The organism is Bradyrhizobium sp. CIR18, assembly GCF_014198295.1.
In the GTDB taxonomy this organism is placed as follows: domain Bacteria; phylum Pseudomonadota; class Alphaproteobacteria; order Rhizobiales; family Xanthobacteraceae; genus Bradyrhizobium.
In genome coordinates, this window is sequence record NZ_JACIHF010000002.1 from 491,680 (window position 1) to 507,303 (window position 15,624).

13 protein-coding genes are annotated in these 15,624 nt (G+C 66.0%); 5 read left to right on the forward strand and 8 right to left on the reverse strand.

From position 1 onward, the window contains the following. Positions 1–70: 70 nt before the first annotated feature. The 5 genes from GGD65_RS10810 (at position 71) to msrA (ending at position 4,380) form a co-directional block, all read left to right on the forward strand. On the forward strand, positions 71–760 hold the full coding sequence (locus GGD65_RS10810; RefSeq protein ID WP_183235264.1) for a VOC family protein: 690 nt from the start codon (positions 71–73) through the stop codon (positions 758–760). 240 nt (positions 761–1,000) lie between these two features. Then, entirely contained in the window at positions 1,001–2,314 is a 1,314-nt protein-coding gene (locus tag GGD65_RS10815) for an epoxide hydrolase family protein (protein WP_183235265.1), read from the forward strand. Between the two features lie 31 nt (positions 2,315–2,345). Continuing rightward, complete coding sequence (locus GGD65_RS10820; protein WP_183235266.1) at positions 2,346–3,194, forward strand: enoyl-CoA hydratase/isomerase family protein; 849 nt, start codon at positions 2,346–2,348, stop codon at positions 3,192–3,194. A gap of 109 nt (positions 3,195–3,303) precedes the next feature. Beyond that, positions 3,304–3,726: an OsmC family protein gene (locus GGD65_RS10825; RefSeq protein ID WP_092253109.1), complete on the forward strand. Its 423-nt coding sequence runs from the start codon at positions 3,304–3,306 to the stop codon at positions 3,724–3,726. Between the two features lie 138 nt (positions 3,727–3,864). Then, a complete protein-coding gene (msrA, locus tag GGD65_RS10830) occupies positions 3,865–4,380 on the forward strand; it encodes a peptide-methionine (S)-S-oxide reductase MsrA (protein ID WP_179735870.1) in 516 nt (171 codons plus the stop codon). A gap of 19 nt (positions 4,381–4,399) precedes the next feature. Here msrA and GGD65_RS10835 read toward each other — a convergent pair whose 3' ends face one another. The 8 genes from GGD65_RS10835 to GGD65_RS10870 form a co-directional block, all read right to left on the reverse strand. After that, positions 4,400–7,246: a winged helix-turn-helix domain-containing protein gene (locus tag GGD65_RS10835; protein ID WP_183235267.1), complete on the reverse strand. Its 2,847-nt coding sequence runs from the start codon at positions 7,244–7,246 to the stop codon at positions 4,400–4,402. Between the two features lie 158 nt (positions 7,247–7,404). Beyond that, on the reverse strand, positions 7,405–8,559 hold the full coding sequence (locus tag GGD65_RS10840) for an MFS transporter (protein WP_183235268.1): 1,155 nt from the start codon (positions 8,557–8,559) through the stop codon (positions 7,405–7,407). A gap of 1,075 nt (positions 8,560–9,634) precedes the next feature. Next, on the reverse strand, positions 9,635–10,867 hold the full coding sequence (locus GGD65_RS10845; protein ID WP_183235269.1) for a Zn-dependent hydrolase: 1,233 nt from the start codon (positions 10,865–10,867) through the stop codon (positions 9,635–9,637). Next, positions 10,860–11,645, reverse strand: a complete 786-nt coding sequence (locus tag GGD65_RS10850) for an ABC transporter ATP-binding protein (RefSeq protein WP_020508750.1) — start codon at positions 11,643–11,645, stop codon at positions 10,860–10,862. Before GGD65_RS10850 ends, GGD65_RS10845 begins: the two co-directional genes overlap by 8 nt. Continuing rightward, positions 11,642–12,415 (reverse strand): ABC transporter permease, encoded by a 774-nt coding sequence (locus GGD65_RS10855; RefSeq protein ID WP_183235270.1) that lies wholly within the window; start codon positions 12,413–12,415, stop codon positions 11,642–11,644. Before GGD65_RS10855 ends, GGD65_RS10850 begins: the two co-directional genes overlap by 4 nt. 72 nt (positions 12,416–12,487) lie before the next feature. Next, entirely contained in the window at positions 12,488–13,432 is a 945-nt protein-coding gene (locus GGD65_RS10860) for an ABC transporter substrate-binding protein (RefSeq protein ID WP_026202420.1), read from the reverse strand. A 105-nt stretch (positions 13,433–13,537) separates the two neighbouring features. Continuing rightward, a complete protein-coding gene (gene hutC / locus GGD65_RS10865) occupies positions 13,538–14,266 on the reverse strand; it encodes a histidine utilization repressor (protein ID WP_018320770.1) in 729 nt (242 codons plus the stop codon). Further along, a complete protein-coding gene (locus GGD65_RS10870) occupies positions 14,263–15,621 on the reverse strand; it encodes a formimidoylglutamate deiminase (protein WP_183235271.1) in 1,359 nt (452 codons plus the stop codon). The genes hutC and GGD65_RS10870 overlap by 4 nt, the downstream gene beginning before the upstream one ends. Positions 15,622–15,624 lie beyond the last annotated feature (3 nt).

The following is a 15,624-nucleotide window of genomic DNA, read 5'->3' on the forward strand; positions in this document are numbered from 1 at the left end:
TTGCGCGACAGTCCTGACGTTCGGAGCGGGTGTCGATCCCGGACCCGCGGCTTGAAACAAGGAGTTGGACATGGCTGTGATCGAGCTGAATCGCCAAGCTGAAACCAAGCCCTCGAAATCTCATGGAGTTGATTTGAAGCTCGAGGTCCTCGTGATCCCGGTGTCCGATGTCGACCGCGCCAAGGCGTTCTACACGCGCCTCGGCTGGCGACTGGATGCCGATTTCACGTCAGGCGACGACTGGCGCGTGATCCAGTTCACGCCGCCGGGCTCGGCCTGTTCGGTGATCTTCGGCACGAACGTCACGGCGGCAGCGCCCGGCTCGGCGCGAGGCCTGTATCTGGTCGTCTCCGATATCGAGGCGGCACGTCAGGATCTGCTCGCCCGCGGCGTCGAGGTCAGCGAGCCGTTCCACGGTGCCGGCGACGTTCATGCCGGGCCTGACGAGCCATATCTGTTCGGCAGCGTCCGAGCCAGTGGTGCTGACCCGAAGCGCGGCAGCTATGCTTCATTCGCCGCGTTCAGCGATCCCGACGGTAATGGCTGGCTGTTCCAGGAAGTCACGACACGATTGCCCGGACGCATCGCAGGCGACGGCACGGCATTCGCCTCAGCGACCGATCTGGCCGCAACGCTGCGTCGCGCGGCGCTGGCGCATGGCGAGCATGAGGCGCGGACTGGCGGACACGACGAGAACTGGCCGGCCTGGTACGCCGACTACATCGTCCGCGAGCAGGCCGGCCAGCCGCTGCCGACTTGAGCTGCAGCGAAAGGCATCTTCCGATCCTGGCCGACACGGCGCGCGATGACCTGGTCGTCGCGCGCCGTGTCGTATTGCGCGGATGTCATCGCACTCTTGCGCCGACTCGCAACGGCTAACGCAGGCTAACAATGCATAACGAGCAAACTGCCGGGGCCTGCGCCAATCTCTCTGCACGCCAACCGACGCGTCGATTTCGAACTCGGTCAGCGTCACCGACCAAAGCAAGGGAGATCCAACATGACCGCGCAAGCCCGAACCGAGAGCCTCAATCCCGACCGCCGTCAATTGCTGAGCCAGGCCGCGATGACCGCGGTTGCCGCCAGCGTGTCGAGCCTGTTGCCGCTGCATCCTGCCAAGGCTACCGCAGGCGGCGCCATCCGGCCCTTCCAGGTCAGCGTGCCCGAGCAGGATCTGCTCGACCTGCGCCGGCGCCTGGCTGCCACACGCTGGCCGGATCGCGAGATCGTCACCGATCAGTCGCAGGGCGTGCAGCTGACGACGGTGCAACAGCTCGTGCGTTACTGGCAGAGCGATTACGACTGGCGCAAGTTGGAGGGCCGGTTGAACGCCTTGCCGCAATTCGTCACCGAAATCGACGGCGTCGACATTCACTTCATCCACGTCCGCTCGCGGCACGAGAACGCACTGCCGATGATCGTCACGCATGGCTGGCCCGGCTCGATCATCGAGCAGATGAAGATCGTCGGTCCCCTCACCGATCCGACCGCGCACGGCGCCAGGGCCGCGGACGCGTTCGACCTTGTGATTCCCTCGCTTCCCGGCCACGGCTTCTCGGGCAAGCCGACGGTGCTCGGCTGGGACCCCCAGCGCATCGCGCGGGCCTGGATCGTGCTGATGAAGCGGCTCGGCTACAGCCGCTATGTCGCGCAAGGCGGCGATTGGGGCAATGCCGTGACGGAGCAGATGGCGCTGATCGCGCCGCCGGAATTGCTCGGCATCCACACCAACATGCCCGCGACCGTCCCCGACGACATCGCCAGGGCGCTTCAACCCGGCGGAACGCGCCCGGCGAACCTCTCGACTGAGGAGCGCCTTGCCTACGACCAGCTCGATGATTTCTACAAGCATGGCCTCGGCTACGCGATCGAGATGTCGAACCGGCCGCAGACGCTCAATGGCCTCGTGGATTCGCCCGCGGGCCTCGCGTCCTGGATGCTCGATCACGATGCGCGCAGCGCCGCGATGATCGCGCGCGTGTTCGATGGCCGGACGGAAGGGCTGTCGCGCGACGATGTGATCGACAACATCACGCTCTATTGGCTCACCAACACCGCGGTCTCCTCGGCGCGGCTGTACTGGGAGAACAAGCTGGTGTTCTTCGCGCCCAAGCACGTCAAGATCCCGGTCGCCGTCAGCGTCTTTCCGGACGAGATCTACGCCGCGCCGCGGAGCTGGGCCGAGAAGGCCTACCCCAAGCTGATCCACTACAACCGCCTCGACAAGGGCGGACACTTCGCGGCCTGGGAGCAGCCGGCGCTGTTCTCTGAGGAAGTGCGGACCGCGTTCCGTCCGCTGCGGCAATCGATCTGAGATGCGAACCCATACATCAGGAGTGCAAGCAATGAACCGTCCCGAACGCACCTTCACGACCCAAGACATCCACCTCGATCGCCGCCTGCCGTCCTACTGGCGTGTCACCTTCGACATGCCGCCGGTGAATATTTTCGGTCCGAAGCAGCTGCCGCTGCTGGGCGACATCGTCACCAGGATCGAGACCGATCCGGACGTGAAGGTCGTGGTGTTCGACAGTGCCGTCGAAGGCTTCTTCATCACCCATTACGATTTCCTGGCGCCGTTGGAGGATTCGCTTCGTATCCCGCCCGGGCCGACCGGCCTCGAAGCATTGCCCGACATGCTGGTGCGCCTCAGCCGCGCGCCGGTCGTCTCCATCGCCGCGATCCGGGGCCGCGCGACCGGTGTCGGCAGCGAGCTCGCGCTCGCGAGCGACATGCGTTTTGCCAGCCGCGAGAAGGCGATCCTGTCGCAATGGGAGGTCGGCGCGGGCCTCGTGCCCGGTGGCGGGCCGATGGCGCGGCTGCCGCGCCTGATGGGCCGCGGCCGTGCGCTCGAAGTCCTGCTCGGCGCCGACGACATCCATGGCGATCTCGCCGAACGCTACGGCTACGTCAACCGGTCGTTGCCGGATGCCGAGCTCGACGGTTTCGTCGAGGCACTCGCAATGCGCATCGCCTCGTTCGACAAGGAGGCGATCGCCGAGACCAAGCGTCTTGTCGATGTCGCAAGCCTGCCGCCGGACGCCGAAATCAAGCCGGAGTGGGACGCGTTCCTGGCCTCGCTCGGCCGCCCCGCGAGCCAGACCAGGATCAAGGCGCTGATGGCGCGGGGCTTCCACCGCGCCGGGGACGTCGAGAACCGGCTCGGCTTCCACGTTGGTCAAATCGGCAGCTAACGGAACCGTTGCGACACGCGGCCGGTTGGAGCGGCGGCAGGCGGTCACGCCGATGCCGCCTTCCACCGGTACAGAGCGCCGGTGCGCAAAACAAACGAGGAGAGTTGAGATGATCCGCAAAGCGAAAGCAGTATGGAAGGGCACCGGCCGCGACGGCACCGGCCATCTGACGAGCGAGTCCGGCGTGCTGGCCGAGACGCCCTATTCGTTCAAGACCCGCTTCGAGAACGAGAAGGGCACCAATCCCGAGGAATTGATCGCTGCGGCCCATGCCGGCTGTTTTACGATGGCGCTGGCCTTCGGTCTTCAGATGGCAGGTTTCACGCCGGACGAGCTCTCGACCGAAGCCGCGGTGACCCTGGAGCCCGAAGGCAAGGGCTTCAAGATCAGCAAGTCCGCGCTGACCTTGCGTGCCAAGGTGCCGAACCTCGACGAGGCAGGTTTTGCCAAGTTCGCCGGCGAGGCCGAGAAGAACTGCCCGGTGTCGAAGGTGCTCAACGCGGCGATCACGCTCGACGCCAAGCTGGGCTAGCGGCGAGGGACAGTTCGTGCCATCCGGGTCGACGACCCGGATGGTCGTACAGGGTATGCCCGGCTTTCGGCAGGGCTGCGGAAGGCATCGGATGTGGCAGATGCAGGACCGACAGAGCGGTCAATTGGGAGCGGACAAATGACGACGGAACGCGCAGTTTTGGCCGGAGGCTGCTTCTGGGGCATGCAGGATCTGATCCGCAAGCAACCAGGCGTGATTTCCACACGCGTCGGCTACACCGGCGGCAAGGTGAAGAACGCGACCTACCGCAACCACGAAGGCCACGCCGAGGCGATCGAGATCATGTTCGATCCCGCCAGGACCAGCTACCGGACCATGCTGGAGTTCTTCTTCCAGATCCACGATCCCACCACGCTCGATCGCCAGGGCAATGACCGAGGCACCAGCTATCGCTCCGCAATCTTCTATGCGAGCGATGAGCAGAAGAAGATCGCCGAAGACACCATTGCAGACGTCGAGGCGTCCGGCCTGTGGCCCGGCAAGGTGGTGACCGAGGTCGCGCCCGCAGGCGAATTCTGGGAAGCCGAGCCCGAGCATCAGGACTATCTCGAACGCTATCCTGACGGCTACACCTGCCACTTCATCCGGCCCGGCTGGAAGCTGCCGCGCCGCGCTGCTGCGGTGGGAGGCTAGATCAAGACGACACGCGCCATCAGGCCCGCGATCGCGCGATCAGGTCGCGGGCCATGCGCATGTCGGCGATGCCGGAGCCTTCGGCAAACGTCCCGCAGACATTGTCGAGAGCCACCCGGGCTTCCGCGCCCCGGCCGGCTCCGATCATGGCCCGCGCGAGGCTGGTCGCGCAGCGGAGCTCCCAAAAGCGCGCGCCCTGCTCAACGGCAATGTCGATGGCCTCGCGAAAGTGCGCCTCGGCGTCTGCTGAATGCCGCGCGCTCCTGAGCATCAATTCCCCCTTGATGCGGAGCAGCTCCGGCAGATACCAGCGCTCCTGCCGGTCGTTGCAGCGGGTCAGGACGTCCTCGATCGTGTCGAGGCCACGGTCGACCTGGTCGGCTTCGAGGAAGCACGCGGCGAGCTCGCCGAGCAGCGGCAGAAAGCGCGGCAGGAAGCGCGCATCGCCGGCGCGGTTGAGCTCTTCGCGCAAAAGCGGCAGGCCGGTGGCGATGTCGCCGCGCCTGGCCACGACCGCGGCGTTGAAGGCGCGTGCCCATAGGCCCCACAGCCGGATTCCGTGGCGTTCGGTGTGTTCGAGCAGCTCGGCGCCGTGGCGCTCGGCGGCCTCGAAATCGCCGGACCAGAACGCGATCGGGCAGGCGGCCTGTCCCAGCACGCTGCAGAAGGTCAGCGCATGGCCGTTGGCGCGGCCTTCCTCGATGTTCTCAGCGGCGAGCGCCTGGGCCTGATCGGCGAGGCCCTGAAGCCAAAGGATGCGGGCCCGGAAATATTGCGTCGATATCCTGAGATCGAGCGGGAAGATTTTCGGCTTCGCCACCAGCACATGCAGCGAGGCGTTCACCCGGTCGATGCGCTGCCGCGCGTCGTTCTGGTCCCCGAGATAATGCAGCGCGACGGCCATCAGGCGGTCGCCCAGCATGAGATCGGTGCTGTCGGGCGAATTCGCTGCCACCTTCGCAAAGCGCTCGGCGAGCCCGCGGGCCTTGCCGAACTGCCCGTTGTTGAACTGGTCGATGCACAGGCCCCAGAGTGCGCGCAGCCGGAAGTCCTTGTCGTCGAGGCTCTCAGCCAGCTCGAGCGTCGTCTCGAGGATCGGGCGCGCCTCGCGCGCGCGACCCTCGCCGTACATCAGCGACCAGCCGAGTGCCGACAGGAGCTGCATGCGGATGCGGTCGTTGTCGCCGTCGTCTCCGAGCGCCGCCAGTGCCGTTCTGCTGCGCTCGCGGCATTCGGCGAACAGCGACAGACGCACCCACAGGGTGACGGCGGCGGCCGTCAGCGCAATGCCGAGCCTGGTGTCGCCGTCGGGCGCGAAGGCCCAATCCAGCGCCGCGCGCACATTGTCGAGCTCGCCGCCATAGGTGCTGAGCCATTCGGGCAGCGGCGTCGACGTGTCGGCCCCCGCGCGCTCGAAGAAATCGCGAAAATGCTCCGCATGACGCCGCGCGAACTGCCTGGTTTCACCGAGCTCGTTCAGTTTCCCGAGTGCGTAAGTGCGCGTGGTGTCGAGCAGGCGATAGCGCAGCGCCCGCGAGCCGGATGGCGAGATCAACGATTTGGTGACCAGGCTGTCGATCGCCTCCAGCGTCTCCGAGGTGCTGAGGCCGTCGCCCGACGCGACCGCGGCGGCCGCCTCCGGCGCGAACGGCCCTGCGAACACCGACAATCGTCGCAAGGTGGCGCTTTCCGCCGGAGACAGGAGGTCGTAGCTCCAGTCGAGGGCGGCGGCGAGCGTCTGGTGCCGCGGGACGGCCGTGCGCCGTCCGCGCCATTGCAGCGAGAAGCGGCTGTCGAGCAGGGAGGCGGTGCCGGCGATGCCATACGCATTGACACGGCCCGCCGCGAGCTCGATCGCCAGCGCAATGCCGTCGAGCCGCCGGCAGATGCTGGCGACAAGCGGCGCCTCTTCCGCGCTGAGCTGGAACGGCCCGGAGCTCTGCGCGATGCGCTCGACGAAGAGCTGGGCGGCGGGATAGGCAAGAACTTCCGCGACGTCGAGGCCCTCGCGCTCGGGCGGACAATCCAGCGGAAACAGCCGGAATATCCGCTCGCCTTCGCTCCGGAACGACTCGCGGCTGGTGGCGAGAACACGAAGCTGAGGCGCTTCGCGAACGATGCGCTCAACGAGAGGCGCCAGCGTATCAAGCACATGCTCGCAGCTGTCGAAGATCAGCAGGGCCGGCCCGGTCTTCAAAAATGTCAGCACGGCCGGCGTCGGATCCTCCGCGCTGACGGTCAGTCCGAGAACGGAGGCGATGGTGGTCGGGACATGGCTCGCATCCCGCAGCGGACCGAAATCGACGAAGAAGACGCGGCCGTCGAAATCCGCCGAGCGCCGATGCCCGACCGTGACGGCGACCGCCGTTTTGCCGATGCCGCCCGGGCCGACCAGGGTCATGAAGCGATAGAGCGTCAGGCCGTTTGAAATCTTCTCGATGACCTCCTCGCGTCCGACCATCTTCGCAAGCTGAGTGGGCAGCGAGCGAGGAGGAATGATCTCGGCGGCGGCTGGCGCGACCTGCGAGGCGATTTGGGCGAACGGGGCGACAAAACAATAGCCGCGGCCGGGCACATTGAGGACATAACGGGCCGATTTACCGGTATCGCCGAGCACCTTGCGCAACGCTGCGACATGGAAGCGCAGGCTGCCCTCGTCGACATTCACGTCGGCCCAGATGCGCTTGACCAGCTCTCTCTTGTCGATGACTTCTCCGGGGCGCTCGGCAAGCAGGATGAGAATATCGAGCGCGCGGCCGCCGACATGAAGCGGCTCCCCTTCCTTCTCCAGGAGCCGGGACTTGGGAAACAGCCGAAATGGCCCGAATGAAATGGCCGAGTCTTGGTTGTTATTGTGAGCTGGCACGTGCCATTGCCCCCCGCAACGGGAGTCAAAAGGTATTGTTGTGGTCTAGCAGAACGAGGCGTCCAGTAAACTGGCCGAAAGCAGCATGGCTGGCAGACCTGCGCAGATGGCGTGGGTCGGCTTCGGCCCCGCCTGAATCATGCCGGAAATGGAAGGGGTTAGGTCGCCGTGGTCTTACCCGGGTCCTTCGTGACGATGTACGCCGACAGCGTGACCAGACCCATCAGCGCAGCCAGCAGCCAGAACGCCAGGGGCAATCCGCCAAAACGTGCGACGAAGCCGACGCCGGCGGGCCCGATGAGAATCCCTGCGTAGCCCGCGGTCGTGATCGCCGCGACCGCAAGGCCGGTGGGCATCACCGTTTGCCGCGCCGCCCGGCGGAACAGCACCGGCACCAGATTCGACGCGCCGAGCCCGATCAGCAGGAATCCGCCGATGGCGACCGCCGCAATGGGCGCCGTCAACAGGACCACGAAACCGGCGATCGCGATGAGGCTGCCCCAGAGCAATGTCGCGCGATCGCCGATGCGCGCAACGACGGCGTCGCCGCCGAGCCGGCCCGCAGTCATCGCGATCGAGAACACGATGTAGCCGGCGCCGCCTTGCGCCTCGGTGACCAGACCTGCGCCGATGACGAGCAGCGCGCCCCAATCCAGCATCGCACCTTCGACCAGGAAGGTGATGGCGCCGAGCAGCGCGAGCAGCAGCACCGATCCGTGCGGCAGCACGAACAGCGGGCCCTCCTGCGCCTGCACGGAGCGAAGCAGGCGCGGCGAGGTCGCGACCATCGCGATCAGCATCAGGACGGAGCAGATCAGCGTGCAGGCGAGCGTTCCGAATTGCAGCGAGAGCAACGCCGTCATCAGCGCGGATCCGGCAAAGCCCCCGATGCTGAACAGGGCGTGGAAGCCAGACATCAGCGGGCGGTGCGCGGCGCGCTCCACCTCCACGGCGTGGATGTTCATGGCGACGTCGATCGAGCCGAGCGCGGCGCCGAATGCGAAAAGCGCCAGCGCCAGCGTTGCGGGCGTAGCCGCAATCGCGAGCAGGGGCAGAACCAGTGCCAGACCGAACCCGCCCGCGATGATGATCGGCCTGCTGCCGTAGCGCGCGCTCACGATCCCAGTCACCAGCATCGCGATGACCGAGCCGATGCCGAGGCTGAGCAGGAGCAGTCCGAGGACGCCATCATCGACGCCGAGCCGCGTCTTCGCGAACGGCACCAGCGGCGCCCAGCACGAGATGCCGAAACCCGCGACGAGGAAGGCAAGCCGGGTCGCAAGGCGGGTCGAAGGCCGGTCGGCGGAAGACATGGAAACTCCGGGAAAGCGGGGGCAGGGCGATCGACAAGCCCGACGATTGTCGCGACTTTATGTCTGTGGCGCGCATGAGGTGCCGCGCTTCGATCGTTGCGTTCGATCGTTGGAACCGGTGCAGACTGTCTGCGTGTAGCCCGGATGGAGCGAAGCGCAATCCGGGGCCGCTCGCCCGGCACTTCGCACCGTCCCGGATTACGCTGGCGCTCCATCCGGGCTACGGGACGGTACCTGTGTCGCCCTCTGTCAATCCACGTCGCTAAAAATATTCCACTTTACCGAAATTCGGTTTCGGCGTATGTGTCGCGCATCCCGGCTCACCCAAGAGGGGCGACTATGTGGTCGTCACTGTCGCGAGCCGGGTCTGCGGTGGACGCGGCAGCGTCGGCACGAGAGGTGCGGGCAGGGCGGGTAGTCCCTGTGAGCCCGAAACCGCGTGCGGATGAGCGGCGCTGTTCAGTTCGTCTCGCCACATTCTTTCGGCAACGTCGACAAGGCCGGGAGATAATGTGGTGACCAGCGAACGCGCGTACGGCAAAACCGTGTGGTCCTGGCCGTCGTTGCTACGGTCAAGCCTTGCGAAGGTGCGAGCGAGCCCAACCGGGCAGACTGCATCATCCAATTCGCGGGGCGAGGGAGGCCAGAAGGAATGGTCGGCTCCCGGGAGATCACGGCATAAGCCGTCCAGCCACTGCGCAGGGAAGGCCGAGTGATCGGCACCACCTGTATGCTGCTGTGCGGTTCTTCTGCGTGTGCCTAATGCGCAGCAGACCGCGGGTGCGAGCCAGCACCCGGCCTTCCCTGCGCCCTCTTGGATGAGAGGGTCGCGAGACCAAGCAAAGCTCGGGCAAATTGCGCCGCGAGATCGGGAAGGCGTGTCTGCGATTTGAGATGCATGCCACAAACCAGATCTCGTAGGGTGGGCAAAGCGCAGCGTGCCCACGCCTTGTCGCTCATGGACGGAGATCGTGGGCACGGCGCTATGCGCCTTTGCCCACCCTACGGCACTGCACGTTGGGATGTGCATTGGAGCCTCGCAATGTACCCCGACGCAGCGCTTCCCTGGTTCGTTCTAACCCGCAAGAATCCGCCGACAGGCGTTCACGTACACCTGCGCGCCGGTGACGATATCGGCATCGGCGGTGTTCTCGGTCCAGTGATGGCTGATGCCGCCGATCGACGGAACGAACAGCATGGCGGCGGGCATGACGGTTGCCAGCATCTGCGCGTCGTGGCCGGCGCCACTGGGCATGCGAATGGATCGTCCGCCGGCCAGCGCCTTGCTCGCGGCTTCGATTGCGTCCTGAAAGCCGGAATTCATCACGGCGGGCGCGCCGGTGCGGATTTTCTCTACGGTGACGGTGCAGGGGCCGTTCGCGCTGGCTTCGTCAGCCATGGTCCGCAGCAGCTGCTCCAGCCGGGCAATGACGGCCGGATCGTCGTCGCGGATCTGGAACAGCATCTCCGCTCCACCCGGAATGATGCTCGGCGCGCCGGGATCGAGCGTGATGCGGCCGGTGGTCCAGACCGTTCGCGGGCCGCAGGAATCAGGAAAACGCTGGTCGATCGCGACGCAGAATTTGGCCAGCGCCAGCCCCGCATCCTTGCGCACGGCCATGCGCGTGGTGCCGGCGTGATTCTGCTCACCGGCGAAATTGATACGGTACTGCCAGATGCCGACGATGGAGGTGACGACGCCAATCGCAAGCTTGCCGCTTTCGAGCGTGTCGCCCTGTTCGATATGCGCCTCGAGATATCCGACGTGCCGGCCCGGCTCGACGCCGACGCGCGGGCGTCCTGCGAGCCCCATCTCGGCGAGCGCATCGCGCATGGTGCGGCCGCCAGTGCGGTCGCGCGCGGCGTCGATCTCGGCTTCAGTCACCTGACCGACATAAGAGCGCGAGCCGAGGAAGCTGCCGAAATGACCTTCCTCATCGCACCAGGCGGCCACTTCGACCGCGCCTTTCACGGACGGGTCGGCATTGAGCACGCGCGCCGCCTCGAGCGCATAGACGACGCCGAGCGGGCCATCGAGCCAGCCGGCGTAGTTCTGGCTCTCCAGATGCGAGCCGGCCAGCAGTTTCGGCCCGGACTTGGCGCTGGTCCCAAACACGTTACCGATGCCGTCGATCGAAGCAGAGAGACCTGCATCGGGCAGCTTGCGCACCAGCCAGTCCAGCGAGAGCTTGTGCGGCTCGGAGAAGGTCGGCTTGTGCACGCCGGTCTTGTAGGCGCCGATGGCGCGGAGTGCGTTGAGGTCGGCGAGGACGCGCTGGCCATCGGCGCGCGGCTTGGTGTCAGGCATGCTCAGTAACCTTCAGCGCCTCGGTGCGGATCTCCTCGACCAGCCGTTCCTTGAGCTGGACGAATTCCGGCGTGGTCTTGATCTTGTAGGAGCGCGGATGCGGCAGGTCCACTGTGATCTCGGCCTTGATACGGCCGGGACGCGCGCTCATGACGATGACGCGGCTGCCAAGGAAGATCGCTTCCTCGATGTCGTGGGTCACGAACAGCACGGTCTTCTGGTCGCGCTCCCAGATCCCGAGCAGCATCTCCTGCATCAGGGCGCGGGTCTGGTTGTCCAGCGCGCCGAACGGCTCGTCCAGCAGCAGGATCTTCGGGTCGTTGGCGAGCGCGCGCGCGATCGCCGTGCGCTGCTGCATGCCGCCCGAGAGCTGCTTCGGCCAATGATTCTCGAAGCCGGACAACCCGACCTGGCGGATGAAGGCGTCGGCGATCTTGTGCCGCTCCGCCTCGGACACGCCGCGCTCGCGCAGGCCGAAGGCGATGTTCTCGCGCACGGTGAGCCAGGGAAACAGCGTGTAGGACTGGAACACCATGCCGCGATCGGCGCCGGGACCAGCCACCTCGCGCCCGTCGAGCGTGACGCGCCCGCTGGTCGGACGGTCGAGGCCCGCAACGATGCGCAGCAGGGTGGACTTGCCGCAGCCCGAGGGGCCGAGGATGGTGACGAAGTCGTTGTTGCCGATGACGAGATCGGTCGGCTCCAGCGCCTTGGTCGGCGCGTTGCCGTGGCGTGCGGGGAAGGTGCGCGAGACCTGTTCGACCTTGAGGATCGTCATGCGAGCCTCCACGGAAACAGCCAGGCGTTGAATGCCTTGAACATGAAGTCGGAGAGGAGGCCGATCAGCCCGATTACGATGATGCCGAAGATGATCTGGCCGGTGTTGAGCAGCGCCTGGCTGTCGGTGATCATGTGACCGATGCCCGAGGACGAGCCGATCAGCTCGGCGACGATGACATAGGTCCAGGCCCAGCCCAGCACCAGCCGCAGGATTTCCGCGATCTCGGGTGCGGAGGAGGGCAGCAGCACGCGGCGGATGATGCCGCGGTCCTTGGCGCCGAGTGTATAGGCCGCCTCGACCAGATCGCGTCGCGTGGCGCCGACGGTCACGGCGACCATCAGGATGACCTGGAACACCGAGCCGATGAAGATGACGAGGAGCTTCTGCAGCTCGCCGATGCCGGCCCACAGAATCAACAGCGGAATGAAGGCGGAGGCGGGCAGATAGCGCGCGAAGGAGACGAACGGCTCGAGGAACGCCTCGACCGGCTTGTAGGCGCCCATGAGAACGCCGAGCGGCACTGCGATGATCGCTGCGAGCGCAAAGCCGCCGACGACGCGCCAGATCGTCATGCCGATGTCGAACACAAAACCCTGCTTGGCCAGCAGGTCATAACCTTCCTGCACCATGGTGAGAGGGTTGGCGAGAAAGGTCTTCGACACATAGCCGCCAAAGGTCGCCCACGACCAGAGGGCAACGAACACTACGAAGAACGCAAGGCCGTAGGCCACGCGTTGCTTCGATGTAACAGGGTCCAGGGGACGCATCGACGATATATCCGGGCGGTGAACAGACTTGCCGGCCCCGCCGCGAGACGGGGCCAGCAGCGCGTGAGTGACTTACTTGATGAAGCTGGCGTCGAAGAGATCCTCGACCTTCGGCGCAGCCTTGATGATGCCGATCTCGAGCAGCAGCTCGGCGGCCTCCTTGTTGAAGGTCAGGAAGTCGCCGGCGAAGAACTTCTGGTTCGCGGCCTTGTCCTGCCAGCGCAGATACTTCGCCGAGTTGCCGAACTGCTCGCCGCTCTGCTTCACGTCCGCACCCATGATCTCGTAGGCCTTGGCCTGGTCCTTGGCGATCATGTCGAGCGCCTCGAAATAGCTGTCGGCAAGCGCCTTGGCGGCCTTGGGATTGTCGGTCAGGAATTTCGGCGTGCAGCCGAAGGTGTCCATGACCATCGGATAGTCCAGCGTGGTCGCGATGATCTTGCCCTTGTCGGGCGCAGCGCGCACCGTCGACAGATACGGCTCATAGGTCATCGCCGCATCGTTCTGGCCGGAGACGAAGGCCTGCGCGGCCGCGGCCGGCTCGAGGTTGACGACGGTGACGTCCTTCACCGTGAGGCCGTTTTTCTTGAGCATCCAGGCCAGCGCGAAATAAGGCGAGGTGCCGGGCGCGGAGGCGGCGACGGTCTTGCCCTTCAGGTCCTTGATCGCGGCGACATCGTTGCGCACAGCCATGCCGTCGGCGCCAAAGCTCTTGTCGAGCTGGAAGATCTGCTTGGTCGCAACGCCGTTCGCGTTCCAGGAGATCCAGGTCTCGACCGTGGTCGCCGCGCACTGGATGTCGCCGGACGCGATCGCAAGGTGCCGGTCCTTCTGCGGAATCTTCTTGATCGTGACGTCGAGGCCGTTCTTCTTGAAGATGCCAGCCTCCTTCGCCAGTGTCAGCGGCGCGAAGCCGGTCCAGCCGGAGATGCCCACGCCGACCTTGACGTCGTCGGCGAGCACGGGAGTGGCGGCCGAAAGAGCAATGATTGTCGCAAATATCGTCGAACTACGCATGGTTGTCGTCCTCTTGCCGATCGATGGATAGACGTCCTGTTGATCATTGTCGGTCCAGATGGACCGTTGCCCGAAGCGTTGCACGATTTGTGCCGACATGTCCTCTCAGCCTCCCTTGAATCGCGCGACAAGGCGGTGAGAGTCACCGGGATAGAGCAGGCGCACGGCGGTGATGGTGCGTGCGCTGCGCCAGGTGTAGCGGTCAATCACGAGACAGGGCGCGCCGACGGCGATCGCGAGCGCGTCCGCCGTGCGATCGTCTGCAACGATGGCGCTGATCGTGTGCTCGGCCTCGGTCCATGGGACATGGTGCAGCAGCCACGAGCCGGGCGGCTCGCGCGAGAAATCGGCGGTCGCAGCGTCAGGCACGGATGCAAGGTCGATCAGCCGGTCCTCGATGGCGAACGGCACCTTGTCGGCGCTGTGGCGGCAGGTGATCGCGACCACCTTGCCGACCTTCCTCACGCCGAGACGGTCACGGTCGGCAGTGGTCGCGGTGCGCAGCTTGCGGCCGATCAACTCATAGCCGTAGGCGCGCCCCAGTGCGGTGATCTCGGCGCGGATGTCGGCGATCTTGAGCACCGCCGACATGTGCTGCGGCCGCCGGACGAAGGAACCGGCGCGCCGCCGCCGCTCGATCAAATCGGCCTGCGCCAGCTCCGACAACGCCTTGTTCACCGTCATGCGCGAGCAGCCGTAGCGCGCCACCAGTTCATGCTCGAACGGGATGCGATGCCCCGGCGGCCATTCGCCGGTCAGGATGCGCTTCTCGATGTCGGCGCGAATCCGCTTGTACAGCGTCGGCTTGTCGGCCGCGTCGGTGGCAAGGCTCATGCGACAAGCCTCCGAACCGCCGCGTTGAAGCGCTCGCGTGCAGCTTGTCGCAACGCATGACGTCCGCCTTCGACCACCTTGTGACCGCCGGCCCAGACGCAGTCGATCGCGCCGCTGCCCGCGGCAAAGATCCAGCCGTCGATCGTGGCATCGCCGTGACGCCCTGCCAGCGAGGGATGTGCGCCGTCGAGCGTGACGATATCGGCGCGCGCGCCGGGCGCGAGGCCGACGGTCGGTTGCGCCAGCGCCTGTGCGCCGCCTGCGAGCGCATGATCGAACAGCGTCCGTCCGGTCGAGCGGCCTGCGCCGGCGGTGAGCACGTTGCGCTCGCGGTGCTTGAGGCGCTGCCCGTATTCGAGCTGGCGCAATTCGTCGGCGACGCCGACCAGCACGTTGGAATCCGTGCCGACGCCAAAGGCGCCACCGGCAGCGACAAATTCACGGGCGGGAAAGATGCCGTCGCCAAGGCTTGCTTCGGTGATGGGGCAGAGGCCAGCGACCGCGCCAGCTCTCGCGAATGCCGTGATTTCCGCATCCGTCATGTGCGTCGCGTGAATGAGGCACCAGCGCCGGTCGACGGGCGCGTGCTCCAGCAACCATTGCACCGGGCGCCGGCGGGACCATGCCAGGCAATCGTCGACTTCCTTCACCTGCTCGGCGGCGTGGATATGCACCGGGCCGCCCTCGGCGAGGGGAATGATCGCTGCAAGCTCGTCCGGCGTCACCGCGCGCAGGCTGTGCGGCGCGATGCCGATGTTGGCGCCGGGCAATGCGCCGATGGCCCTGCGCGAGGCGGCCATCAATGCCGCGAACTGATCGACCGAGCAGATGAAGCGGCGTTGGCCGTCATGAGGCGCTGCGCCACCGAAGGAACCGTGCGCATAGAAACTCGGCAGCAAGGTCAGGGCAATGCCGGAGGCTTCGGCAGCCTGCGCGATGCGCGCGGCCATCTCGGCGGGATCGGCATAGGGCGAACCGTCGCGATCATGATGCAGATATTGGAATTCGCCGACGCGGGTAAATCCCTGCTCGAGCATCTCGACATAGAGAAGTGTTGCGACGGCGGCGACGTCGTCCGGCGTCATTGCCAGGGCGAAGCGATACATCGTCTCGCGCCAGGTCCAGAACGTGTCGGTGGAATTGCCGCGCAGCTCGGCGAGGCCCGCCATGCCGCGCTGGAAGGCGTGGCTGTGCAGGCTCGCCAATCCCGGAAGCGCAATTCCGTGGCGCTCGTCGCCGGCGGCCGGCGTCACGCCCGCGGTCACCGCTGCGATCGCGCCGGCGGCGATCACCACCTGCACGTCATTGGCCCAGCCCGAGGGCAGGAGCGCGGAGGCGAAATGCAGTCGGGTCATGAT